This window comes from Saccharopolyspora rhizosphaerae (assembly GCF_003931915.1).
GTDB lineage: Bacteria > Actinomycetota > Actinomycetes > Mycobacteriales > Pseudonocardiaceae > Saccharopolyspora > Saccharopolyspora rhizosphaerae.
Genome location: NZ_RSAA01000015.1, coordinates 118479 through 141956 on the forward strand (window position 1 = coordinate 118479; position 23478 = coordinate 141956).

Sequence of the window (23478 nt, forward strand, 5' to 3'; positions counted from 1 at the left end):
GGTAACGGCCCATGCACACCGCGCAGCAGTCCGCAACGCGAGGCGTTAACCCGTTCGGCCCAGGGCTGTGGTGATCTCCACAGCCGGGGTCCCCTGGCTGACGGCGAGGAGCAGTGCCAGCAGGAGGAGGAGCGCGGCCGCTGCCCGGCGTAGCCACAGCGCGCTTCGCCTGCTCAGCAGCAGGTCGCGCAGCCGGTCCAGCGGCGTGGGGTCGAGACCGGAGTTCGCGGGCATGGCGTGCTCCCTCAGCGTTCGGCGTTCGGACGCGATCGAAGCTAAGGAGGCGCCGGGCGCGGTGGAAGGGCGCAGCGCGGATCTGTGGAGCAACCCGTTCGCTGTGGACAACACCGGCTCACACCACCGGGTCCGGCCCGTGCGCTCGCCGATCACGCAGCGTCGGTCCCCCCCGCGAACGACGAAGCCGCCGACCACCTTCGGGTGGTCGGCGGCGAAGGGTGCGGGATCAGGAAGCCGCGGCGGTGGTGCTGCTGCTCGACGACGAGGACGAGGAGCTCGACGACGAGCTGGAGTCCGAGGGACTCGACGACGAACCGGAGTCCGAGGAGCTCGACGAGGACGAGCTCGACGACGAGGAGGAGGACGAGGACCGGTTGTCAGTGCGGTAGAAGCCGCTGCCCTTGAACACGATGCCGACGGCGTTGAACAGCTTGCGGAGTCGGCCGGTGCACTGCGGGCACTCCGTGAGCGAATCCTCGCTGAACGACTGCACCTGCTCGAATCGATGGTCACATTCGGTGCAGGCGTACTGGTATGTGGGCACGGCCGCGAACCTCCGAAGTCTGGGCTTGGCACTCGAACTACAGGAGTGCTAACCCGATGATGCTAGACGACTGGTGTCCAGCGCAAACAGCTCTACGTCACACGGGTAGCCGCACGACACCACGGGCGGGCGTGACGACGCTGGTCATCCGCACGTCGTGGTCCTCGCCGGGCAGCGACGGGACGAACTCCGCATCGCGCACGATGCCCAGCAGCTCGGCCTCCGGACCGCGCAACGTCAGCGACCGGTCGTAGTAGCCGGCGCCGCGACCCAGCCGCACACCCTGGTGGTCGATGCCCAGCGCCGGGACCAGGACCACCTCTGCCTGGGAGATCGCCTCCGCCCCCAACCGGTCGCCCGCGGGTTCCAGCAGACCGAACGTCGCCGGTTCCAGCGAACCGGGGCCGGTGTACTCGGCCCAGTCGAGCGGCCCCTTGCCGGCCACGATCGGCAGCAGCACCCGCAGACCCGCCTCGTGCAGCACCGCCGGCAGGTCCGCGCCGGGCTCCGGGCCGACGGGCACGTACGCCGCCACCACGCCCAGCTCCCGCTGCGCCAACCAGCCCAGCAAGCTCGTCATGAGTGCCTGGTCGTCGGCCTTGCGGGTCGGTTCGTCCAGGTCTTCGCGCCCGCGCAGCAGTCGGTCCCGCCAGTCCGCCTTCGACGTACGAAATTCATCCGGTGAGCTCACGGGTCCACTGTAGGTATGACCGATAAGCTGCGGCGTCATGAGCAGCCCGACGAGCACGCCCACCGCGTTCCGGACCGCCATCGTGCCGGCAGCAGGACTGGGAACGAGGTTCCTGCCCACGACGAAGGCGGTGCCGAAGGAGTTGCTCCCGGTCGTCTCCACCCCCGGGATCGAGCTGGTCGCGGCCGAGGCGGCAGAGGCCGGAGCGCAGCGGATGATCATCGTGACTTCGCCCGACAAGGGCGCGGTCGCCGACTACTTCAAACCGAGCCCGGAGCTGGAGCAGACCCTCAAGGCCCGCGGCAAGGACGACCTGCTGGCCAAGGTGAAACGGGCCTCCGAGCTCATCGAGGCCGAGACCGCGTTGCAGGAGAAGGCCCTCGGCCTCGGGCACGCGGTGGGCTGCGCCGAGGACTCCCTCACCGACGACGATGACGCCGTCGCCGTCCTGTTGCCGGACGACCTCGTGCTGCCGACCGGCGTGCTGCGCCGGATGGCCGAGGTCCGCGCCCGCTACGGCGGCAGCGTGCTGTGCGCCTTCGACGTTCCCCGCGAGCACATCTCCGCCTACGGCGTGTTCGACGTGTCCGACACCGACGCGGACGACGTCAAGGTCGTCAACGGCATGGTGGAGAAACCCGCTCCGCGCGACGCGCCGTCGACGCTGGCCGCGGCTGGCCGGTACCTGCTGGACCGGGCCGTCTTCGACGCGCTGCGCCGCATCGAGCCCGGTGCCGGTGGCGAACTCCAGCTGACCGATGCCGTAGCGTTGCTGATCTCCGAGGGGCACCCGGTTCACGTCGTGGTCCACCACGGTGGGCGACACGACTTGGGAAATCCTGGCGGATTCCTCAAAGCTGCGGTGGACTTCGCGCTAGCGGATCCCGAGTACGGGCCGGACCTGCGGGACTGGCTCGCCGACCGGGTCAACAGGAGCTGACGCCGAGCGCCGGTCAGGCCGACGCCGGCGCCGGTGAGGAGCGGGGAAGAGGCGACGCCATGAGGTCAGTGGACGAGCAGCTGGCGCGCGTGCTCACAGCCGCCGTCCGGCCCGCCCCGGTTCGGGTGGCGATCTCCGAGGCGCAGGGACTGCTGTGCGCCGAGGAGGTCGTGGCCGAACGGGCGCTGCCCGGATTCGACCAGGCCGCGGTCGACGGTTACGCCGTGCGCAGCGTCGACGTGCAGTCGGCAGCCGAGGAGACCGTCGTGCTGCCGGTGGTCGGGGAGATCCCGGCCGGTTCGCGGCAGCCGCGCAGGCTGCAGCCCGGCCAGGCGGTGCGGGTCGCCACCGGTGCTCCGCTGCCGACCCTGGCCGACGCCGTCGTGCCCCTGGGCTACACCGACGAGCACCCGGCCAAGATCACCGTGCAGCAGCCCGTCCCCTCGGCGGCGTTCGTCCGCCGCACCGGTGAGGACGTGCAGACCGGCGACGTCGCGGTCCGCCGCGGCGCGCCCATCGGCTCCGCGCAGGTGGGACTCCTGGCCGCGGTCGGCCGCGACAAGGTGCTGGTCCACCCGCGCCCGCGCATCTCGATCATCTCCCTGGGCGACGAGCTCGTCGACGTCGACCGCACGCCCGGTCAGGGCCAGGTCTACGACGTCAACTCCTACGCGCTGGCCGCGGCCGCCCGCGACGCCGGCGCCGAGGTCACCCGCGTCGGCATCGCCAGCAACGACCCGCGCAGGCTGCGCGAAGTCGTCGAGGGACGGCTGCTGCTGTCGGAGGTCGTGGTCATCGCCGGCGGAGTCGGCGGCGCCGCCGGCGGCGACGTCCGCTCGGCACTGGCCGACCTCGGCTCGCTCGACGACGACCGGGTCGCGATGCAGCCCGGCTCGGTGCAGAGCTTCGGGCGTCTCGGCCCGGACGAGATCCCGACCTTCGTGCTGCCCGGCAACCCGGTCAGCGCGCTCGTGGTCTTCGAGGTCCTGGTCCGGCCGCTGATCCGGTCGGCGCTGGGCAAGGAGAACCCGCACCGCCGCAGCGTCTCCGCCGAACTGCTCTCGCCGATCACCGCGACCAAGGGCCGGCGCGGGTTCCTGCGCGGACAGCTGCTGCGCGACCCGAAGAACGGTTCTTACCTGGTGCAGCCGCTGGGCACCTCGGGCTCGCACCTGCTGGCGTCGCTGGCCGAGGCGAACTGCCTGATCGTCGTGGAGGAGGACGTCACGGAGGTCGCGGCGGGGGAGGACGTGCAGGTCCGGTTCCTCTCGCAGCGTTCGTGATCCCGGATGCAGCCCACCGACGCTGATGGGTTCCCGATCGGCCGCCATCCCGGGTGGCCGGCGCGGCTCGGTCCGCTGAGGACCGCTCGCGGCACGGTCGCGCTGCGCCCGCCGCGCTTGCGCGACGCCGGGCTCTGGAGCCGGACGCGCCTGCAGGACCGCGAATACCTGCAGAAGTGGGAACCGACCTCGCTCGGTGGCTGGCGGGAGCGCAACTCTCCCTCAGCCTGGCCCGCCCAGTGGGCGACGCTGCGCAGCATGGCCCGCAAGGGCCAAGCTCTGCCGTTCGCGATCCTCGTGGACGGCGAGCTCGCCGGGCAGCTGACCATCGGCAACGTCGTGCGCGGCGCGCTGCGCTCGGCCTGGGTCGGCTACTGGGTGGCCAGCCGCCTCGCCGGCGGCGGAGTGGCCCCGGCCGCGGTTTCGCTGGCCGTCGACCACTGCTTCGGCCCCGTCGGGCTGCACCGGTTGGAGGCCACCGTCCGCCCGGAGAACGAGCGCAGCATCCGCGTGCTGGAGAAGTGCGGCTTCCGCCGGGAAGGTCTCTTCCAGCGCTACCTCGACGTCGCCGGAGCCTGGCGCGATCACTACGTCTACGCGCTGACCGCCGAGGAGGTCCCCAGCGGCGCGGTCACCCGCCTCATCCGTTCCGGCGGCGCCGAGCGCTGCTGATCCCGGCCCTCGACCGCGCGCGGTGACCGCTGATCGGGGTAGTCGCAGCCGAAGTTGCTCCGTTCGTTCGCCCGGACGAGGGCAATCGGCGGTGCGGAGGGCGACACGCCGGTGTCGATGTGCCCGACGAATGCTCTGTTCGTGCGGTTCTGTAGCCAGGCGCACAACGGCCGCGCGGCGTGGCTGCGGGACACGAGTGACGGATGTGACTAGCGTGGCGATCGCAGAACTGTGCACTGCCGGTGGCCAGGGGGAGGTGGCGAGCAATGCCGAGCTCATTGATCTTCGCTGCACTGGCGGCGGCCTGGTTGGTCGTCCTGGTGCCGATGTTCGCCCGCCGCCGCCAAGAAGTGTCCAAGACCACCGATTCCGCGCTCGCCGCTCGAGTGGTGCGGCGCGGTAGTGATCGGCGACCGGTGAGATCGGGCGCCGCGACAACCGACAGGGTGGAGGTCGGGATGCCTGAACCCGGGCTGGACGTGGACGAGACGGTCGAGGAAGAGCACGACGAGGACTGGCGGTCCGTCGACAGCGAGGACGTCCGTGCCGGGCGCCGCTACCGGCCAGGCCGGGGCGGGTACGACCCCGAGGCCGCCGCCCTGGTTGCCCGCGCCAAGTACGCCCGCAGGCAGCGCATCGTCCTCACCATGCTGCTGCTCGCCCTGACCACCGGTCTCCTGGCCGGCCTGCTGTGGCCGGTCGTGTGGTGGGCGCACGGTGCTGTCGACCTGTCGCTGGTGGGTTACCTCACGTACCTGCGTCGCCAGGTGCGCATCGAGGAGGACATCCGCGCCCGCCGCCTCGCCCGCATCAACGGGGAGCGCGACGACGACCTCCAGTACGACGAGGACGAGGTCGATGACGACGAGCGCGACGACTACCCCGAGGACTACCGCGACGACCCGGTCGACGACTACGACTACGTCGGCGACCCGGAGTTCGACGAGCTCGACGAGTTCGTCGAGGACTACGAGGACGAGGTCGAGGCCGACCTCAGGCCGCAGCCCGTCTCCGCCGAGGACCGCGCCGCCGACATCCGACCCGCCGTCCCCGGCGTCCCCGTGGAGATCGACGACGAGGACCCCGTCTTCGACGAGCTCGACGAGCGCACCTGGGAGCCCTACCGCAGGGCAGCGGGGGAGTAGCCTCCCCGACGAGGGGGGTGCTGCACAGCCCGCAGAAGGGTCTTGCTAAGCTTCCCTCACAACAAAGCCGGAGGGTCGGCTCTCCGGTGAGGGGCTGTAGCGCAGTTGGTAGCGCGTCTCGTTCGCATCGAGAAGGTCAGGGGTTCGATTCCCCTCAGCTCCACGTCGCATTGGGAACGCCCTGCTCTACGCAGGGCGTTTTCGCTTTTTTCGCTCCGTCATCATGGTGGGGGAGCGACTCCCCCAGGCCCCCTGCGGTGCGGTGGTTGCTCTGGGAGGGTTTCTCGTCTTGCCGCGCGTTTCCGTTCTGCGTGGTTGACCAGCGGTTCCGCCTTGTCACGGGGCTGCGCTGCCTCTTCTGCGCGGAGGCCCAGCTCAGCGCAGGGCGCTTCATCGCTTCGCCGTGATGGGCGCGACTCCCCGAAGCCCCTGCGGTTCGGTGGTTGTCCTGGGCATGGCTTGTCGGCATGGGTGTGTTCCCGGTCTGGGTGTTGACCAGTGATGCTGCCTTCTCGAGGTCACCACGGAGCGAGGACGGGAAACCGCCCAGCGCTGAGCAGCGCGTTCGCGATGAGCAACCGCAAGACCGCTCCGACGCGGCTTCCCGCGGTGCGGTGGTTGCTCGTTGCGCTCGGGTCAGGGCGGTTTCTCTCCTCGCTTCGTCGTTCCGTGCTCGTAGGCCCTGTGGGCGCCGAGTTCGCTGCCTGGACTGGGGGAGCTTCGGGGCGGCTGCTCGCTGTGGGGGATCGTTTCCCGGTCTTGGCCTCGGGTGTGCGTCTTCTCGTCGGTGGGAGCCGGAGCCAGGGAATGCGGTGCGGTGGCTGGTGCGGGTGCTGCTGGGGGCGTGGGTTTCCTGATCGTTGTGGGGTCTGGTCGTGGTGGCTTGGTCCGCTCCGCGGGAGTGGTTCGGGTCTGTTGTTCCGTTACGCAAATCAGTAGGGTTCGGTTCACTCGAGAAATTCACCGATTTCTGCTTCCGGGTGCGAGGGCGTTCCCGGTCATCTGTCGGGTTGTGGCCTCTTCGTTGCGTTTTCGGCATCTTGTGTGCCATTTCGCGGAATGGTGAGCATCTGTGATTGATTCGCTCCTTTTGGGGGTATGGCGGATTGGTGTGGACCGGCACACTTCGGGATCGATCACGTTGGAGGATCGGCTGCCCATCGCGGTGGTCGGGTAGATCCTGGAGGTATTCGCATGGTTTCTCGTCGGCGGTTTCTCGGTTATTCCGCTGCGGCCCTGACGGCGCCGTTCTGGGCCCAGGCGATCAGCGCTCCGTTCGCTTCGGCGGCGCCGGAGAGCTTGAAATTCGTGCTGCAGAACAACTCCGGTGGGCCGGCCAACGCCTACATCGCCGGGTTCTCGGACGCCGAGAAGAAGGCCGTGTTCATCAAGGCGGACGGGACGCCGTACTTCCCCGAGGCGGGCGGCCCCGAGCCGACGCCGATCGGTGAGGACGTCGCCATCCCGGTCGACGGCACCGTCGAGGTGACCGTGCCGCGCATGTACGGCGCGAGGGTCTACTACTCGCTCAACGACACCCTGGAGTTCCAGGTCGTGCAGGGCGCTGACGGCACCACCTCGGTCGTGCACCCCAACTTCGTCTCCGACGCCGACCCGAACTTCGGCAAGGACTGGACGTTCGCGGAGTTCACCCTCAACGCCGAGCAGCTCTACGCCAACATCAGCTACGTCGACTTCGTCGCCGCCCCGATCGGCCTGCACCTGACCACCACCGGCAGCGGTGAGCAGAGCGTCCCCGGCATGCCCACCGGCGGCATGGACAAGGTCGCCCAGAGCCTCAAGGACATGGGCGGCAACTGGAGCTCGCTCGTGCAGGAGGCCGACGGCCGGGTCGTGCGGGTGCTCAACCCGAACCACCGCGCCGGCGACTTCGAGGGCTACCTGGAGCCCTACGTCGACGAGGTCTACGCCAAGTACGCCGGCGAGTCGCTGTTCATCGACACCCAGCGCGAGGACATCGGCATCCTCGAGGGCAAGGTCGAAGGCGACGAGCTCGTGTTCGGCGCCGAGCGCTTCGCCAAGCCGTCCTCGGTGGACATCTGGGGCTGCAACAGCGGTCCGTTCGCCAACAACCCGGAGAGCGACTCGCAGGAGCGGCTGGCGATCGTGCCGCGGCTGGCGGCGGCGTTCAACCGCACGACGCTGCTGATCAACCCGAACCAGCCGCACGAGGAAGACCCCGCGACCTTCTACCAGAACGACATCACCAACCACTACGCGCGCGTGGTGCACGAGAACCTGCCCGACGGCAAGGGGTACGCGTTCGCCTACGACGACGTGAGCTCCAACGCCGGCGAGGACCACAGCGGCAAGGTCAACGCAGGCGACCCCGAGGTGTTCACGCTGACGCTGAACGCCCTCCGCTGACCGGACCGCGGACGCCTTCCTGCCGCGACGGCGGCCGATCCACGGTGTGGGTCGGCCGCCGTTTTCGTCGGCTCAGGTCCGAGGCCCTGGTGGCGTTGCGCAAGAATGACCGGCGTGGACGGTTCTGTGATCGGGGATGACGTGGCTCGCAAGCGCGGCCGCAAGCAGCAGCGCCCGGACCCGCAGGAGAGTCCGGTCGCGGAGTTCGCCTGGCGCCTGTGCGAGTTGAAGGAAGCCGCGGGCGATCCGTCCTACGACCGGATGCGCACCGAGTTCGGCGCGATGGCGTCGAAGTCGGCGCTGTCGGCCGCAGCGCGCGGCAAGGACCTGCCGTCCTGGGAGACGGCGTGGGAGTTCGCGCGCTGCCTCGCCGTCGGCGTGCTCGGTCAGGACGAGGACGCCGTGCGCCGGGAGTGGTCGCTGCGCTGGGAGGCCGCGCGCACCGCGAAGGACCCCGAACCGGACCCGCCGCAGGAGCCGTCACCGGCGGCACCGCAGGCGCGCCGGCCGAAGTGGTTGGTCGCCGCGGTCGTCGTGGTGCTCGTCGTGGCCGGCGCGGTCTGGTGGGCGTGGCCGGAGGAGCGGCCGATCCCCGGGGACGCGTCGTTGATGCTCAGCGAAACCGTCCCGGACGGCACCGAGTTCGCGACGCGGCAGAACTTCGTCAAGACCTGGGAGGTCCGCAACGTCGGCCGGGAGCCGTGGGAGGGTCGCTACCTCGCCCAGGTGTTCCGCGAGGGCGACGCGGCCTGCGCCGCTCCGCAGCGGGTCTCCGTCGGCGACGTCGAGCCCGGCAGCACCGTCGTGCTCGCCGTCCCGGTGTTCACCGGCGAGGAGACCGGTCGGTGCAAGATCGGGTGGAAGATGGTCGACGAGGACGGTCGGCAGTACTTCCCCGAAGACCTGCGGCCCGTCTTCTTCGACATCCAGGTCCTCCCCTGACCCGCGGGACTCCCCGGCACCCCCTGTCGGCCGAGGAGTTCCCGCTCGGGTCGGCACCCACGCTAAGCCGCCGGGTGCCCGAGGTCCACGGATCAATGGACGGCTTCCCGCTCCGAGCCATTCGACGGCATCGCCGCAGGTCACGGTTTTGACCAACCGCTGCTCCTGGCCAAAAGGCCGGGTCGCCAGGCGGCCCGGAGGTCCGTGCCGACGGCCCGGGTGGAGCAGCCCTGGCAGCGGCGACTGGTCGCGACCGGTGGTCCGCCGCAGGCTGGGTGCACGCCACCGAGGAGAGGAGCCCCATGACACGCACAGCCATCGTCACCGGCGGTTCGCGCGGCATCGGCCGCGAGATCGTCACCCGCCTCGCCGCCGACGGGTTCGCCGTCGTCGTGGGCTACGCGGGCAACGAGGAGCTCGCCGCGGCAGCCGTCCGGGAGGCCGAGGAATCCGGCGGGCGGGCGATCGCCGTGCAGGCCGACGTCGCCGAGGAGCAGGCCGTTGCGGCGATGTTCGACGCCGCGGAGTCCGCGTTCGGCGGGGTCGACGTGGTCGCGCACGCGGCCGGGAAGATGGCGCTGTCCACCGTCGCCGACCTGGACCTCTCGGTGCTCGACGCGGTCTACCGCACCAACGTCCGGGGCACCTTCGCGGTGGCCCAGCAGGCGGCGCGCCGGATGCGCGACGGCGGAGCACTCATCACCTTCTCCAGCTCGGTCGTGGGGCTGGCGTTCCCGACCTACGCGCCCTACACGGCGAGCAAGGGAGCCGTCGAAGCGTTGACGATGGTGCTCGCCCGCGAGCTGCGCGGCCGCGACATCACCGTCAACACCGTCGCCCCCGGGCCCACGGCCACCGACCTGTTCTTCGAGGGCAAGGACCAGGCGACGGTCGACCGGCTCGCCGCCCAACCGCCGCTGGAACGCCTCGGCACCCCGTCCGACATCGCTGCGGCGACCGCGTTCCTGGCAGGTCCCGACGGCCGCTGGGTCAACGGCCAGGTGCTGCGCGCCAACGGCGGCATCATCTGAGCCTCGGGCGGGCAGCGGCCGCGGGTAGGGTGGAAGTCAACAGCGTTGACATCGGCCTGGAGGTGCGTGGTGGCGGAGGTGCTGACCGGCAGGAGCACGATCGGCGAGTGGCTGCGCCACCCCGAGGGCCGTCCGTTGATCGAGGAGCTGCTGGCCTCCTCCGGGCACACCCCCGAGGAGTTGGCACCGGTGAGCGGCATGCCGCTGGCTCAGCTGGTCGAGCTCAGCCGGGGCGCGCTGAGCCAGAAGGCCGTCGACGACCTGGTTCGGCAGGTCAACGGCGGTGTCCTGCCCGAGGTCGACCCCGCCGCGCCCGGCTGGGAGGAGCGCGTGGTGCCCGGCCGGTTCGAGGGCAAGACCGTGATCGTCACCGGTGCCGCGTCCGGCATCGGGCGCGCGACCGCCTCGCGGGTCGCGCGGGAAGGCGGCTTCGTCGTCGCCGCCGACGTCAACGCCGGCCCGCTCGAGGAGCTCGCCTCCGAACTGCCCGACGTGCTCACCGTGGCCGGTGACATCGCGCAGGCGGCCGACGTCGAGCGGATCATCGCCGCGGCCGGGCAGCACATCGACGGGCTAGCCAACGTCGCTGGTGTGATGGACGACTTCAGCCCGCTGCACGAGCTCGACGACGCGACGTGGGAACGCACCTTCCGGGTCAACGTCGACGGGCTGATGCGGTTGACCCGCGCCGCGCTGCCGTCGATGTTGGCGGCGGGCAGCGGCTCCATCGTCAACGTGGCCTCGGAAGCCGCGCTGCGCGGCAACGCCGCCGGCGTCGCCTACACCGCCTCCAAGCACGCGGTCATCGGCCTCACCCGCAACACCGCCTTCATGTACGGGCCGTCGGGGATCCGGGTCAACGCGGTCGCCCCGGGCGGGGTGGCCACCGGCATCAGCTCGTCGGTCGACTCGATGTCGGAGTTCGGCCGCGAGCGGACCGGCGGGTTCCTCGGGCTCATGCCGCCGGTGGCGACCGCCCCGCAGCTGGCGGCCTCGATCACCTTCCTGCTCAGCGGCGACGGCGTGAACCTCAACGGCGCCGTCCTGCCCTCCGACGGCGGCTGGTCGGTGCAGTGATCACGGTGTGAGCAGCTGCTGCAGCAGCGCGCCGTAGCGCTCGACCAGCCCCGACCGGTCCTCGGCCAAGCTCTGGTCCCCGACGACCCACAGCGCGTAGAGCAGGCCGCCGACCAGCGCGGCGGCCGAGCGGGCCCGCTCCTCGGCGTCGGCGCCGCTCATCCGCGCCCGCAGCGGTCGCACGAACGAGTTCTCGTGGGTGTCGCGCAGGCGCGCGGCGATCTGCGGGTTGCCGCTGCCCTGCACCATCGCCAGGTAGATCGCGCGACTGCGGGAGTCGGAGTCGAGCAGCACCTCGACGAACCGCGTGCCCAGCTCCGCCAGCGGCACGTCCAGCAGCGGCTCGTCGTCGATGCTCAGGTGCATGGTGTCCAGGAACAGCAGTTCCTTGCTGCCGAAGTGCCGGATCACCAGCGCCGGGTCGGTCTCGGCCAGGGAAGCGATGTCGCGCACCGAGGTGTGGGCGTAGCCGCGCTCGGTGAACAGCCGGGTCGCGGCGCCGCGGATCGCCTCGCGCGTCTGGGAACCGGACCTCCTGGCCATGCGCTGAAGGATATCCGCGAACGGCCTCCGTCCCCGTAGCATCGACGCACGGGGACCTCCGAGGACAGGGGGAGCGGTGGAGATCGACGTCAACACGCCGCAGTCGGCGCGGATCTGGAACTACTGGCTCGGTGGCAAGGACAACTACGCGGTCGACCGCGAAGCCGGGGACGCCGTGCTCGCGCACATCCCGGACATCCCGGAGGGTGCCCGCGCCGAGCGCGCGTTCCTGGTGCGGGTGGTGCGCCACCTGGTCGAGGTGGAGGGGGCCCGGCAGTTCCTCGACATCGGCACCGGGCTGCCGACCGCCAACAACACGCACGAGGTGGCGCAGCGGCTGGCCCCGGAGAGCCGCATCGTGTACGTCGACAACGACCCGATCGTGCTCGCGCACGCCCGCGCGCTGCTGACCAGCACCGCGGAGGGCAGGACCGACTACCTCCACGCGGACCTGCGGCAGCCGCAAGAGATCCTGGAGGCCGCCCAGCGCTCGCTGGACTTCAGCAAGCCCATCGGGCTGATGCTGCTGGGCGTGGTCAACCACGTGATGGACGACGACGAGGCTTACCCGGTGGTGCGCGAGCTGGTCGACGCGATGCCGCCCGGCAGCTTCCTGGTGCTGACCCACTCGACCGCCGAGGTGCACGGCGAGCGGATGCTGCGCGCGATGCGCGAGACCACCGAGCGCGGCGGCACCCCGATCCGGGCGCGCACCGCGGTCGAGATCGAAGGCTTGTTCGCCGGGGCGACGCTGCTGGAGCCGGGCGTGGTCAGCTGCTCGCAGTGGCGACCGGACGTCACCGGCGAGACACCGGAGCCCGTCTACCTCTTCGGCGGCGTCGGCCGCATCGGCTGACGCGGGAGCTGCTTCCGATCGGAGGAGGAGTGCGCCTCGAGCAGAAGAACATCTTTCGCCAACAGCGATGATGTGCGGGAGTATCTTGCTCAGATGGTGGCCGTCTGTGCAATTCTTGTTGTGAGCGCGAGATCCGCGCACACGCAGCAGGGAGGCCGGACCATGACCGTTCAGCACGAGACCGCTTCGACCGCAGTCCCTGCCCCACGCGAGGGCACCGACCCGGTAGCCGCCCTCAAGGCGCAGGTCACCGGTGACCTGATGGACATCGTCGTGGACCTCGACGCCGGCGAGGGCTGCCGGCTGCGCGACGCGCGCGACGGCACCGAGTACCTCGACATGACGATGTTCTTCAGCTCCGCACCGCTCGGGCACGGGCATCCCGGCCTGCGCACGCCGGAGTTCGAGGCCGCGCTGCTGCGCGCCTCCCGCGTCAAACCGTCCAACCCCGACTTCGCCACCGAGGAGCAGGCCCGGTTCGCGGAGACCTTCCAGCGCGTGGTCGGCATCGCCGAACTGCCGCTGCTGTTCTTCATCGACGGCGGCGCGCTCGCCGTGGAGAACGCGCTCAAGGTCGCCTTCGACTGGAAGACCAAGGTCAACGGGCGGCGCGGGATCGCGGTGCGCGGCAGCCGGGTGATGCACCTCGAGAAGGCCTTCCACGGGCGCAGCGGGTACACGCTGTCGCTGACCAACACCGATCCGGCCAAGATCCGCGACTACCCGATGTTCGACTGGCCCCGGATCCCCAGTCCGGCTGTGGAACCCGGCGAGCGCTGGGCGAGTGCTGAGCTGCTGCCCGAGGAGGTTCACGCGCTGGAGGTCGCCGAGGCCGCGCTGCGCCGGTACGGCGCGGAGATCGCCTGCTTCGTCTACGAACCGGTCCAGGGCGAGGGCGGCGACCGGCACTTGCGTCCGCAGTTCCTGCAGGCCGTGCAGCGGTTGTGCGTCGAGCACGACGTGCTCACCGTGGCCGACGAGGTGCAGACGGGCGCGCTGACCGGCCAGGCCTGGGCCCACCAGGCGTTGGGCCTCGAGCCCGACCTCGTCGCGTTCGGCAAGCGGATGCAGGTCTGCGGCGTGATGGGTGGGCGCCGGGTGCTCGAGGTGGCCGACAACGCCTTCCGCGAGCCCAGCCGGATCAGCTCCACCTGGGGTGGCTCGCTGACCGACATGGTCCGCGCGACCCGGATCCTGGAGATCATCGAGTCCGAGGACCTCTTCGCGCACAGCCGCGCGATGGGTGAACTCCTGGTGGGTGAGCTGCGTGACCTCGCAGCGGAGTTCCCGGGCGTGGTCCACTCGCCGCGCGGTCGAGGGCTGATGTGCGCCATCAGCTTCCGCGACCCGCAGTTGCGCGGCCGCGCCTGGGAGGTCGCCCGGTCGCAGCACCGGACCCTCTTCCTCCCGTCGGGCCCGGACTCGCTGCGGGCGCGTCCTCCGCTCTCCGCGCGGCCGGAGGAGGTCCTCGACGCCGTCGCCGCACTGCGGAAGACCCTCGCCTCGCTCGCCTGACCCAGCCTCCCGCGCGAGATGCCCTCCGCCGAGGGCATCTCGGGCTACGCCTCAGATCCAGCCCTCCTGCCAGGCCTTCCGGGCCGCCTCGTGGCGTGTGGTGACGCCGAGCTTGGTCATGGCGGCGGAGAGGTAGTTGCGGACCGTGCCCTGGGCGAGGTGGACCTCGGCGGCGATGTCGGCGATCGTGCCGCCCCGGAAGGCGTGGCGGAGCAGTTCGAGCTCGCGGTCCGTCAGCGGGCAGGTGTCGCCCGTCAACGCGGCCGCTGCGATCTCCGGGTCGATGTAGCGGCCGCCGGAGTGGACGTCGCGGAGGATCTCCGCGAGCTTGGTCGCCGGCGTCGTCTTCGGCACGAACCCGCGGATCCCCGCCGCCAGCGCGCGTTTCAGCACCCCGGGCCGCGCGTGCCGGGTGACCAGCACGATCGGCGGTTCTCCGGCGAGGGCCCGCGCCGCCTCGACCCCGTCGAGCTCGGGCATCTCCAGGTCGAACACCGCGATGTCCGGCCGGTGCAGGCGCACCGCCTCCAGCGCCTCGGCGCCGTGGCTGCACTGGGCCACGACGTCCAGGTCCGGTTCCAGCGCGAGCAGCGCCGCCAGCGCACCCCGGATCAGGTCCTCGTCATCGGCCAGCACCACCCGGATCACGACACCGCCCCCGGTTCCTCCGCCGTGCCGGTGAGTTCGAAGCGATCGCCGTCGTGGCGGACGTCGACCTGCCCAGCCAGCGTGGCGAACCGCTGCCGGAGCCCCTCGATGCCCGAACCTCCCACCGCACCAGGCGGGTTCGCGCCGTCGTTGTGCAGGACGACGCGGGTGCGCGGCCCGTAGACGGTGATGTCCAGCGTGCAGGTGCGAGCTCGCGAGTGCCGCAGGACGTTCGTCGTGCCCTCGCGCACCAGGGCGCCGAAGAGCGGCTGCAGCGGAGGGGGCACCCGGTCCGCGTCACCGCGCACCTCGGTCTTCACGCCTGCGGCCTCCAAGATCTCCCGAGCGTTGGCGAGTTCGCCGGTCAGGGTGCTGTGACGGTACCCCTGCACGACCGCGCGCGTGTCGCGCAGCGCGGTGCGGGCCAGCTCGGCGACCTCGGAGGCCTGGGCGCGGGCCGCGTCGTCGTCGTGCCCGACGAGCCGCTCCGCGAGCTCGGCCTTGAGCGCGATCGCCTGCAGGTGGTGGCCCTGGACGTCGTGCAGGTCGGCGGCGAAGCGCAGCCGTTCGCGGGCGATGGCCAGTTCGCCGGAGACCGAGCGGGCGCGGTCCAGCTGCAGCACCACGTCCCAGAACCACACGACGCCCACCGTCAGCGCGGAGATCATCGCGACGATGATCGCGGCGTAGGTGGCCACGAACATCCCGATCATCGGGTGCGGTCCGCCGAGCGCGCTGCCCAGCCACGCCACACCGGCGACCACGACCAACGACCCGATCTCGAGCGGCCAGCGCAGCCGCGTCGGTGCCAGTGCCACGTGGACACCGGCGAGCCCGCCGACCAGCACCACCCAGAGGATCCCGCGGGGGTCGGCCGCCAAGGCGTACCCGGTCGCTGCCAGCGCGGCGGCGCACACCGAGGCCCGGACGACCGGGTGCCGCGGCCAGTGGCCGAAGCCGAGCATCAGCTGCGTCGACAGCAGCGTGCCGTCCACCACGACCAGCAGCACCACCAACGCCAGCACCACGACCTCGGCGGCGCTGTAGTCGACCGTGCCGAGGTTGATCGCCGGCAGCAGCCCGTAGACCGGCATCATCGGGACGATCGACCACCACGTGTAGCGGCGCAGCCGGGCCAGCCGCCGAGGGTCGAATTCGGTCGGGTCGTCGCTCACGTCCCCAGCATCGTGCATCGTCCTGCTCCGCAGGCACCGCCGGACCGAGGTGATGACATCCGTCATCGGATCCGCTGACACCGCGCCCCTGCGTCGCTGACGAAGCGCTCTACCCGCGGAGAACGGCGACGAGCAGGCTGGACGCATGACGACAGTGATCGAGGTCGACGGCCTGCGATGCCGCTACGGGGACTTCGAAGCCGTGCAGGGGGTCGGCTTCGCGGTCCGCCGCGGTGAGCTCTTCGCGCTGCTCGGCACCAACGGCGCGGGCAAGACGACCGTGCTGGAGACGGTCGAAGGCCACCGCGAGCCCGCCGGAGGGCGTGTCCGCGTGTTCGGCGTCGACCCGTCGCGCGACCGCCGCATCCGCCGGCGGACCGGGATCATGCTGCAGGACAGCGGTTTCGCCGGTGACCTCACGGTGCGCGAAACCGCGGAACTGGCCCGCCGGATGCGCACCGAACCCTCCGATGTGGACGGAGCCTTGGCGGCGCTCGGCCTCGACCCGCGGCGCGACGTCCGGGTGCGGCAGCTCTCCGGCGGCGAGAAGCGGCGCCTGGACCTTGCCCTCGCGCTGCTGGGCGAGCCGGAACTGCTGTTCCTCGACGAACCGACGGTCGGCATGGACCCGGAATCCCGCCGCACCACGTGGGAGATCGTCCGCGGTCTGCTCGCGCGGGGCACCACGGTGCTGCTCACCACGCACTACCTCGAGGAGGCCGAACGCCTCGCGCACCGACTGGCGATCATGCACCAGGGCCGGATCGCCGTCGAAGGGCGGCTCGTCGACGTCCTCGCCGACCACCCCGCGCGCATCACCTTCACCGCACCGGAGGTTCCGCTGCCGCCGTTGGCCGGCACCGCGACCCGGCGCGGTCCGCGCGTCGAGATCCGCACCCCGCACCTGCAGCAGGACCTGCTGGCCGTGCTGGCCTGGGCCGACGGGCACGTGGACCTCTCCGGTCTGCGGGCGCACCCGGCCTCCCTCGAGGAGGTCTTCCAGTCCGTTCGCGAGGAGGTGCCCGCGTGAAGGTGGTCCTGGCTCTCGCCCGAGCCGAGCTGAAGCTCCTGCTGCGCAACAAGACCGTGGCCGTCAGCTCGCTGCTGATGCCGGTCCTGGTCGGCCTCTGGGCCGGCTACAACCTGCCCGACGGCGCGCCGCCCGCGACCTGGGCGATCACGCTGTCCGTGCAGCTGCTGGTGGTCCTCGGCTTCACCGTGTACTTCGCGGTCACAGCCGGGCTGGCCGCGCGCCGCGAGGACCGCTACCTCAAGCGGCTCCGCAGCGGTGAGGCCTCCGACGCGGTGGTCCTCGCCGGGCTGCTGACCCCGGGGGTGCTGCTCGGCGTGCTGCAAGCGGTGCTGCTGCTGGCCATCTCGATCGGCATGGGCGCGCCGGTGCCGAGTCCGCTGCCAGTCCTGCTCGCCCTGGTGCTGGGCACCGGGCTCTGCGTCGGGGCCGGTGTCGCGACGAGCGCGCGCACCTCGTCCTCCGAGCAGGCCCAGATCACGACGTTGCCGATGTTCCTCGCCCTGCTGGGCGGTGTCATGGCCGTCATCGCCGGTCCGCGGTGGCTGCTGCTGCCCGGCGGAGGGATCGGCGGCCTGGTCCACCACGCGGTGACCGGCGAGGGTGACGTGCTGCCGGCCGCGGGATCGCTGCTGGCCTGGACCGTGCTGTTCGCCCTGCTGGCCAAGGCCTGGTTCCGGTGGGAACCGCGGTGAGTCAGCGCCAGGACGGCAGCCACAGCTCGGCCTGCCAGTGCTCGTGGGTGATCGGGTCGCCGTTGAGGATCGGCCACAGCCACGCGAAGTTGGCCACGACCAGTCCGATGTAGAGCGAGACGGCCATCAGCCCGGTCTTGCGGCGCTCGTAGTGGTCCTCCACCGACCCGAGCACGTGGCCGAGCACCAGCACGATCCCCAGCACGAGGAACGGGACCAGCGGAGTGGCGTAGAAGTAGTACATCTGCCGCGACAGGTTCGTGAACCAGGGCAGGTACCCGGCGCCGTAGCCGACCAGCACCGCCGCGTAGCGCCAGTCCAGCCGGAACACCGCCCGCCACACCGACCACGCGGCGACCGGCAGCGCCAGCCACCACAGCGCCGGGGTGCCGATCAGCATCGTGGCCTGCACGCAGCTGTTCCGGCCGCAACCGGGCATCCCGGACTCGTAGTAGTAGAGCATCGGGCGCATGCCCATCGGCCACGCCCACGGCTTCGACTCCCACGGGTGCGGGGTCGCCGGCGTGGTCAGGTGGGTGTGGAAGTCCAGCACGTTGAGCTGGTAGTACAGCAGCGATCGCAGCACGTCGGGCAGGCCGTTCATGCCCACGTCGTCGTTGAGCAGCACCGCGTGCCGATCGGTGGCCGTCTCGCTGGCGAACCAGCCCGCCCAGGTCGCGAAGTACACCAGCAGCGGGATGCCGACCAGGGCCCACAGCGCCGGGGCGGTGTCGCGCACCAGTGCCGCCCGCCACGGCCGCCGCACCCCGGCGGCGCGCCGGGCCAGCGCGTCCCAGATCACGCTGAGCAGGCCGAACGCCATGATGTAGTAGATGCCGTTCCACTTGACCCCGCAGGCCAGGCCGAGCATCAGGCCCGCGCCGAGGCGCCACCAGCGGAAGCCCAGGCGCGGTCCCCAGGCCGCCGGGTCGAGCCTGCCGTCCGAGCAGACCTGCCAGAGCCGCTCGCGCACCTGGTCGCGGTCGACCAGCAGACAGGCGAACGCGGCGAGCAGGAACAGCGCCTGGAAGATGTCGAGCATCCCGACGCGGGCCTGCACGTGGCTGAGGCCGTCGCAGATCAGCAGGACCCCGGCCAGCGCGCCGAGGAGCGTCGAGCGGGTCATCCGGCGGGCGATGCGGATGATCAGCAGCACCATGAGGGTGCCGAACAGGGCCGCCATGATCCGCCAGCCCCACGGCGTGTAGCCCAGCAGCCACTCGCCGATCGCGATGACCTGCTTGCCCACGGGCGGGTGCGCCACCAGCTCGTAGCCGGGGTTGTCCTCGTAACCGCCGTTGCGCAGCATCTGCCACGCCTGCGGGACGTAGTGCTTCTCGTCGAAGACCGGCGTGCCCTCATCGGTCGCCCGGCCCAGGTCCCAGAACCGGACCAGCCCGGCGACCAGCGTGATCACCAGCGTCACGACCCAGCTGCGCCTGCGGTCGTCGGGCATCGAGGTGTCCAGCAGGGGCAGCGGGTCGGACTCCCCCGGTCGGCGAGCCGCCGGTGCGCGGCCTACCTGGACGAGTTCGTCGGCACCGCCGAACCTGCGGACTGGGACGCTCACACCGTCGATCGTAAGGGTCAGGCGCGTCGGTCCACGCCGCACCGCCGGGGGACGACCTCGTCGCTCGGCTTACCCTGTGCGGTCATGGACTCCGGCACCTTGCTGCTCGCCGCCACGCCGCTGGGCGACGCCCGCGACGCGTCCGCCCGCCTGGTCGAAGCGCTCCGCTCGGCCGAGGTGGTGGCCGCCGAGGACACCCGCCGGGTCCGCAACCTCGCCTCCGCGCTGGAGGTGACCCCGGCGGGCAAGGTCGTCAGCTACTACGAGGCCGTGGAGGCCGCGCGCGCTCCCGCGCTGCTCGACGCGCTGCGCGAGGGCAAGGACGTGCTGCTGGTGACCGACGCGGGGATGCCCAGCGTCTCCGACCCCGGTTACCGGCTGGTCTCGGCCTGCGTGGCCGAGGGCCTGCCGGTGACCTGCCTGCCCGGGCCGTCGGCGGTGACCACGGCGCTCGCGGTGTCGGGCCTGCCCTCGGACCGCTTCTGCTTCGAGGGCTTCCCGCCGCGCAAGAGCGGCGACCGGCGCAGGTTCTTCGGCCGGCTGGTCGCCGAGGAGCGCACCAGCGTGTTCTTCGAGGCCCCGCACCGGCTCGCCGACACCCTGGCCGACGCGGTCGCGGTGCTGGGCGGGGAGCGGCGCGCCGCCGTGTGCCGGGAGCTGACCAAGACCTACGAGGAGATCAAGCGCGGCACCCTCGCTGAGCTGGTCGAATGGGCCGACGAGGGAGTGCGGGGGGAGATCACGGTGGTGCTCGCCGGAGCCGAGCAGGAGGCCCCGGCCGACCCCGCCGAGCTGGTCGGCCGGGTCGAGCAACGCGCCGCGGAGGGAGTTCGGCTCAAGGACGCGGTGGCCGAGGTCGCCGAGCTGGCGGGCGTCCGGAAGAAGGAGCTCTACGACGCGGTGCTCACCGCGCGGAAGCAGGCCTGACCACCGGGTGAGCGCCGCTGCGCCCGACCTGGGCGAGCGGTGCCGCGTCGAGCGCGCCGCGCCGCCCCACCCGCACCGCCGAGCAGGACGAGCGGGCGATTACGCTAGCGGGCATGAGCGCCTCTGTGTTGACCGCTGTGGCCTGGCCTTATGCCAACGGTCCGCGGCACATCGGTCATGTCTCCGGCTTCGGTGTGCCCTCGGACGTCTTCTCCCGCTACCAGCGAATGGCCGGCAACCAGGTGCTCATGGTCTCCGGGACGGACGAGCACGGGACGCCGATCTCGGTCCAGGCCGAGAAGGAGGGGCTGACCACCAGGCAGCTCGCCGACAAGTACAACCGGGTGATCACCGAGGACCTGCAGGGCCTCGGCCTGTCCTACGACCTGTTCACCCGCACCACCACCGGCAACCACTACAAGGTGGTGCAGGACCTCTTCCTCGCGCTGCACCGCAACGGCTACGTGGTGCCCAAGACCACGACCGGAGCGATCAGCCCGTCCACCGGCCGGACGCTGCCCGACCGCTACATCGAGGGCACCTGCCCGATCTGCGGCTACGACGGCGCGCGCGGTGACCAGTGCGACAACTGCGGCAACCAGCTCGACCCGGCTGAGCTGAAGAACCCGGTCTCCCGGATCAACGGGGAGAAGCCGGAGTTCGTCGAGACCGAGCACCTGTTCCTGGACCTGCCGTCGTTCACCGAGTCGCTGGGCAAGTGGCTGTCCACCCGGGACGGCTGGCGGCCCAACGTGCTCCGCTTCGCCCAGAACCTCGTCGAGGACATGCGGCCGCGCGCGATCAGCCGCGACCTGGACTGGGGCGTGCCGATCCCGCTCGACGGCTGGCGCGACCAGCCCATGAAGCGGTTCTACGTCTGGTTCGACGCGGTCATCGGCTACCTGTCGGCCAGCGTCGAGTGGGCGCGCCGCACCGGCGACCCCGACGCCTGGAAGAAGTGGTGGACCGACCCGTCGGCCCAGGGCTACTACTTCATGGGCAAGGACAACATCACCTTCCACGCCCAGATCTGGCCGACCTTGCTGATGGGCCACAACGGTCAGGGCGACAAGGGTGGCGATCCGGGTCCGTTCGGCGAGCTGAACCTGCCGGACGAGGTCGTCTCCAGCGAGTTCCTCACCATGAGCGGCTCGAAGTTCTCCACCTCGCGCGGCACCGTGATCTACGTCCGCGACTTCCTGCGCGAGTTCGGCCCGGACACCCTGCGCTACTTCATCTCGGTGGCGGGCCCCGAGAACCAGGACACCGACTTCACCTGGGACGAGTTCGTCCGCCGCACGAACTTCGAGCTGGCCAACGAGTGGGGCAACCTGGTCAACCGCTCCATCTCGATGGCGGCGAAGAACAACGGTGGCGTCCCGGCGCCGACCTCCCCGGCACCCGCCGACGAGGAGCTCAAGGCGCAGGCCCGGGCCGCGTTCGGCACGGTCGGGGACCACCTGAAGCGCTCCCGGTTCAAGGCCGCGTCGCAGGAGGCGATGCGGGTGGTCTCGGCGGCCAACAAGTACCTGTCCGACCAGGAGCCGTGGAAGCTCAAGGAGGACCCGGACCGCCGCGACGCGGTGCTGCACACCGCGCTGCAGGTCGTCTCCGACGCCAACACGCTGCTCACGCCGTTCCTGCCGCACTCCGCGCAGAAGGTGCACGAGCTGCTGGGCGGCACCGGCGTGTGGGCGGCGCAGCCGTCTGTCCGCGAGGTCGACGACCTCGACGAGCCGTCGCTGTCCTACCCCGTGCTGATGGGCGACTACGACGCCGAGCAGGCCAGGTGGGAGTCCGTCGACATCGAGGTGGGTCGTCCGCTGAACAAGCCGAAGCCGTTGTTCGCGAAGCTCGACGCCGAACTCGGCGAGACCGGGCCGGAGTGGGCCCCGATCCAGTCGGACTGATGAGCAAGAAGGATTCCAGGCGCGAGCTGCCGCCGGTGCCCGAGGCACTGGCGGCCTCGGCCGTCGACGCCCACACCCACCTCGACGCCTGCGGCGCCAAGACCGCCGAGGACGTCCGGGAGCTCCTCGACCGGGCGCAGAGCGCCGGGGTCGGCCGCGTGGTCACCGTGGCCGACGACCTGGACTCCGCGCGCTGGGCCGTGCAGGCCGCGACCTGGGACGAGCGGGTCTTCGCCGCGGTGGCGCTGCACCCGACCCGCACCAAGGACTTCGGCCCGGACGACAAGGCGGCGCTGGAGGAGCTGGTCACGCACCCGCGCGTGGTGGCCGTCGGCGAGACCGGTCTGGACTACTACTGGGACTACTCGCCGCCGGAGCCGCAGCAGGAGGCGTTCCGCTGGCACATCGACCTCGCCAAGCGGACCGGCAAGCCGCTGATGATCCACGACCGCGAGGCGCACGACGACATCCTGCGCATCCTCGACGAGGAAGGCGCTCCGGAGACGGTGGTCTTCCACTGCTTCTCCGGTGACGCCGAATTCGCGAAAGCCTGCACCGCCAAGGGACACGTGCTCTCGTTCGCCGGTACGGCCACCTTCCGCAACGCGAAGAGCCTTCGTGCGGCGGCGGAAACCGTCCCGCTGGAGCAGATGCTGGTCGAGACGGACGCGCCGTTCCTGACGCCGCACCCGTTCCGGGGACGCCCCAACCAGCCCTACTGCGTCAATTACACCCTTCGTGACCTGGCCGAACTCCGTGGCATGAACGTGGATGAACTCGCTGTAGCCACCGCCGCCACCGCTGAGCGAGTTTTCGGCCTCGAACAGGGGTAGTCACACCCCTGTAGTTCCTCACGCTGCGAGTTCTGCTAGGTCTCGCCCCACGCTGCCCGCTTGCGGTCCGCCCGCCGACTTCTACCGTCCAATGTGGAAGCCGGGACGGGGGGCACCCCGAACTCCGCCGGGAATCCCGTCGGAGGTCCTCCAGACCGGAACCATCGGTTGTGAGGATGCACAGTGGAGTTCCATAGATTCACGAAGTGGACTGTGGCGGCTGCTATCGCCGTGAGCGGTAGCACCATGGTCGCGGTGGCCCCGAACGCCGCGGCAACCCCGACCGACGATCGAGCCGCCGTGTGGGACCGGCTCGCGCGGTGTGAATCCGGTGGTGACTGGTCCGCCAACACGGGCAACGGTTACTACGGCGGCCTTCAGTTCAACCGCAGCACCTGGGCCGCCTACGGAGGCGAGCGGTTCGGCCGCTACCCGCACCGCGCGTCGCGGGAGCAGCAGATCGAGATCGCCGAGCAGGTGCGCGCCGACCGAGGTGGGTACGGCGCTTGGCCGGCGTGTTCCCGGAAGCTCGGTCTGTCGCGCTGACGTGAACTCGCCGCGTTTCCGCGAATGATCGTCGCGAGGGAACGCAGTTCCCTCGCGCGAGGGGAGGGGAGGTCCGGCCCGGGTGCGCGCAGCGCCCGGGCCGGACCACTGCGCCGGGGGTGTTTCCGCTGGCCCGCACCCCGCGGGAAGCGGTCGTGGAGGCGGTTCGTCCGCCGTGTGATATGTCACGGATGCGATTCGGGAAGCGGCTAACGAATCCTGGGAGTGCCCCCCGAATGGCCTAATCTTCGCCGTTCATGATTACCGTTCGTGTTTGGTT

The 23478-nt window shown here is 71.0% G+C and carries 22 protein-coding genes, 1 tRNA gene and 1 pseudogene; 17 read left to right on the forward strand and 7 right to left on the reverse strand.

The genetic code is table 11. The features are described from left to right. Positions 1–45: 45 nt before the first annotated feature. The 3 genes from EIL87_RS15460 to EIL87_RS15470 form a co-directional block, all read right to left on the reverse strand. Positions 46–234 (reverse strand): hypothetical protein, encoded by a 189-nt coding sequence (locus EIL87_RS15460; protein ID WP_125091253.1) that lies wholly within the window; start codon positions 232–234, stop codon positions 46–48. A gap of 229 nt (positions 235–463) precedes the next feature. Continuing rightward, entirely contained in the window at positions 464–781 is a 318-nt protein-coding gene (locus EIL87_RS15465) for an FmdB family zinc ribbon protein (RefSeq protein WP_125091254.1), read from the reverse strand. Between the two features lie 97 nt (positions 782–878). Continuing rightward, on the reverse strand, positions 879–1472 hold the full coding sequence (locus tag EIL87_RS15470) for a 5-formyltetrahydrofolate cyclo-ligase (RefSeq protein WP_233576274.1): 594 nt from the start codon (positions 1470–1472) through the stop codon (positions 879–881). A 37-nt stretch (positions 1473–1509) separates the two neighbouring features. Between EIL87_RS15470 and EIL87_RS15475 the strand changes: the two genes are divergently transcribed. From EIL87_RS15475 to EIL87_RS15515, 9 genes are all read left to right on the forward strand, one after another. Further along, on the forward strand, positions 1510–2412 hold the full coding sequence (locus EIL87_RS15475) for a UTP--glucose-1-phosphate uridylyltransferase (protein WP_125091256.1): 903 nt from the start codon (positions 1510–1512) through the stop codon (positions 2410–2412). Between the two features lie 59 nt (positions 2413–2471). Next, on the forward strand, positions 2472–3695 hold the full coding sequence (glp, locus tag EIL87_RS15480) for a molybdotransferase-like divisome protein Glp (RefSeq protein WP_125091257.1): 1224 nt from the start codon (positions 2472–2474) through the stop codon (positions 3693–3695). 6 nt (positions 3696–3701) lie between these two features. Continuing rightward, on the forward strand, positions 3702–4367 hold the full coding sequence (locus EIL87_RS15485; RefSeq protein ID WP_125091258.1) for a GNAT family N-acetyltransferase: 666 nt from the start codon (positions 3702–3704) through the stop codon (positions 4365–4367). Positions 4368–4633: 266 nt separating this feature from the next. Continuing rightward, the gene (locus EIL87_RS15490) at positions 4634–5512 is read left to right on the forward strand and encodes a gephyrin-like molybdotransferase receptor GlpR (protein ID WP_125091259.1); all 879 of its coding nucleotides are present in this window, start codon (positions 4634–4636) and stop codon (positions 5510–5512) included. 90 nt (positions 5513–5602) lie between these two features. Further along, a tRNA-Ala gene (locus tag EIL87_RS15495) sits at positions 5603–5675 on the forward strand. Between the two features lie 1031 nt (positions 5676–6706). Next, the gene (locus tag EIL87_RS15500; protein ID WP_125091260.1) at positions 6707–7900 is read left to right on the forward strand and encodes a glycoside hydrolase family 64 protein; all 1194 of its coding nucleotides are present in this window, start codon (positions 6707–6709) and stop codon (positions 7898–7900) included. Between the two features lie 114 nt (positions 7901–8014). After that, the gene (locus tag EIL87_RS15505) at positions 8015–8842 is read left to right on the forward strand and encodes an NBR1-Ig-like domain-containing protein (RefSeq protein ID WP_233576275.1); all 828 of its coding nucleotides are present in this window, start codon (positions 8015–8017) and stop codon (positions 8840–8842) included. 302 nt (positions 8843–9144) lie between these two features. Further along, on the forward strand, positions 9145–9873 hold the full coding sequence (locus EIL87_RS15510; RefSeq protein ID WP_125091262.1) for an SDR family oxidoreductase: 729 nt from the start codon (positions 9145–9147) through the stop codon (positions 9871–9873). Between the two features lie 69 nt (positions 9874–9942). Further along, on the forward strand, positions 9943–10950 hold the full coding sequence (locus tag EIL87_RS15515) for an SDR family NAD(P)-dependent oxidoreductase (RefSeq protein WP_233576276.1): 1008 nt from the start codon (positions 9943–9945) through the stop codon (positions 10948–10950). On the opposite strand, the gene EIL87_RS15520 is transcribed toward EIL87_RS15515, so the two are convergent. Beyond that, positions 10951–11493: a TetR/AcrR family transcriptional regulator gene (locus tag EIL87_RS15520; protein ID WP_125091264.1), complete on the reverse strand. Its 543-nt coding sequence runs from the start codon at positions 11491–11493 to the stop codon at positions 10951–10953. Positions 11494–11569: 76 nt separating this feature from the next. Between EIL87_RS15520 and EIL87_RS15525 the strand changes: the two genes are divergently transcribed. Both EIL87_RS15525 and lat read left to right on the forward strand, forming a co-directional pair. Then, positions 11570–12349 carry an SAM-dependent methyltransferase gene (locus tag EIL87_RS15525; RefSeq protein WP_125091265.1) on the forward strand — a complete coding sequence of 260 codons (780 nt, stop codon included), beginning with the start codon at positions 11570–11572 and terminating at the stop codon, positions 12347–12349. A 162-nt stretch (positions 12350–12511) separates the two neighbouring features. After that, positions 12512–13864, forward strand: a complete 1353-nt coding sequence (lat, locus tag EIL87_RS15530; protein ID WP_125091266.1) for an L-lysine 6-transaminase — start codon at positions 12512–12514, stop codon at positions 13862–13864. Positions 13865–13915: 51 nt separating this feature from the next. Here lat and EIL87_RS15535 read toward each other — a convergent pair whose 3' ends face one another. Beyond that, positions 13916–14512, reverse strand: coding sequence for a response regulator transcription factor (locus EIL87_RS15535; protein ID WP_125091267.1), 597 nt, complete (start codon positions 14510–14512; stop codon positions 13916–13918). Beyond that, positions 14509–15687 (reverse strand): sensor histidine kinase, encoded by a 1179-nt coding sequence (locus EIL87_RS15540; protein ID WP_158628649.1) that lies wholly within the window; start codon positions 15685–15687, stop codon positions 14509–14511. The genes EIL87_RS15535 and EIL87_RS15540 overlap by 4 nt, the downstream gene beginning before the upstream one ends. 145 nt (positions 15688–15832) lie before the next feature. Here EIL87_RS15540 and EIL87_RS15545 point away from each other — a divergent pair, with 145 nt between their 5' ends. Together EIL87_RS15545 and EIL87_RS26845 are read left to right on the forward strand one after the other, a co-directional pair. Next, positions 15833–16717 (forward strand): ABC transporter ATP-binding protein, encoded by an 885-nt coding sequence (locus EIL87_RS15545; protein WP_125091269.1) that lies wholly within the window; start codon positions 15833–15835, stop codon positions 16715–16717. After that, positions 16714–17412, forward strand: a complete 699-nt coding sequence (locus EIL87_RS26845) for an ABC transporter permease (RefSeq protein ID WP_158628650.1) — start codon at positions 16714–16716, stop codon at positions 17410–17412. The genes EIL87_RS15545 and EIL87_RS26845 overlap by 4 nt, the downstream gene beginning before the upstream one ends. A 1-nt stretch (position 17413) precedes the next feature. On the opposite strand, the gene EIL87_RS15555 is transcribed toward EIL87_RS26845, so the two are convergent. After that, positions 17414–18868 (reverse strand): dolichyl-phosphate-mannose--protein mannosyltransferase, encoded by a 1455-nt coding sequence (locus EIL87_RS15555; protein WP_125091571.1) that lies wholly within the window; start codon positions 18866–18868, stop codon positions 17414–17416. Between the two features lie 198 nt (positions 18869–19066). Here EIL87_RS15555 and rsmI point away from each other — a divergent pair, with 198 nt between their 5' ends. The 4 genes and pseudogenes from rsmI to EIL87_RS15575 form a co-directional block, all read left to right on the forward strand. Next, complete coding sequence (gene rsmI, locus EIL87_RS15560; protein WP_125091271.1) at positions 19067–19909, forward strand: 16S rRNA (cytidine(1402)-2'-O)-methyltransferase; 843 nt, start codon at positions 19067–19069, stop codon at positions 19907–19909. 113 nt (positions 19910–20022) lie between these two features. Continuing rightward, positions 20023–21819 carry a methionine--tRNA ligase gene (metG, locus tag EIL87_RS15565; RefSeq protein ID WP_125091272.1) on the forward strand — a complete coding sequence of 599 codons (1797 nt, stop codon included), beginning with the start codon at positions 20023–20025 and terminating at the stop codon, positions 21817–21819. After that, the gene (locus EIL87_RS15570) at positions 21819–22652 is read left to right on the forward strand and encodes a TatD family hydrolase (RefSeq protein ID WP_125091273.1); all 834 of its coding nucleotides are present in this window, start codon (positions 21819–21821) and stop codon (positions 22650–22652) included. The genes metG and EIL87_RS15570 overlap by 1 nt, the downstream gene beginning before the upstream one ends. Positions 22653–22946: 294 nt before the next feature. Next, a pseudogene (locus EIL87_RS15575) lies at positions 22947–23198 on the forward strand (transglycosylase family protein); the annotation flags it as partial. Positions 23199–23478: the final 280 nt, after the last annotated feature.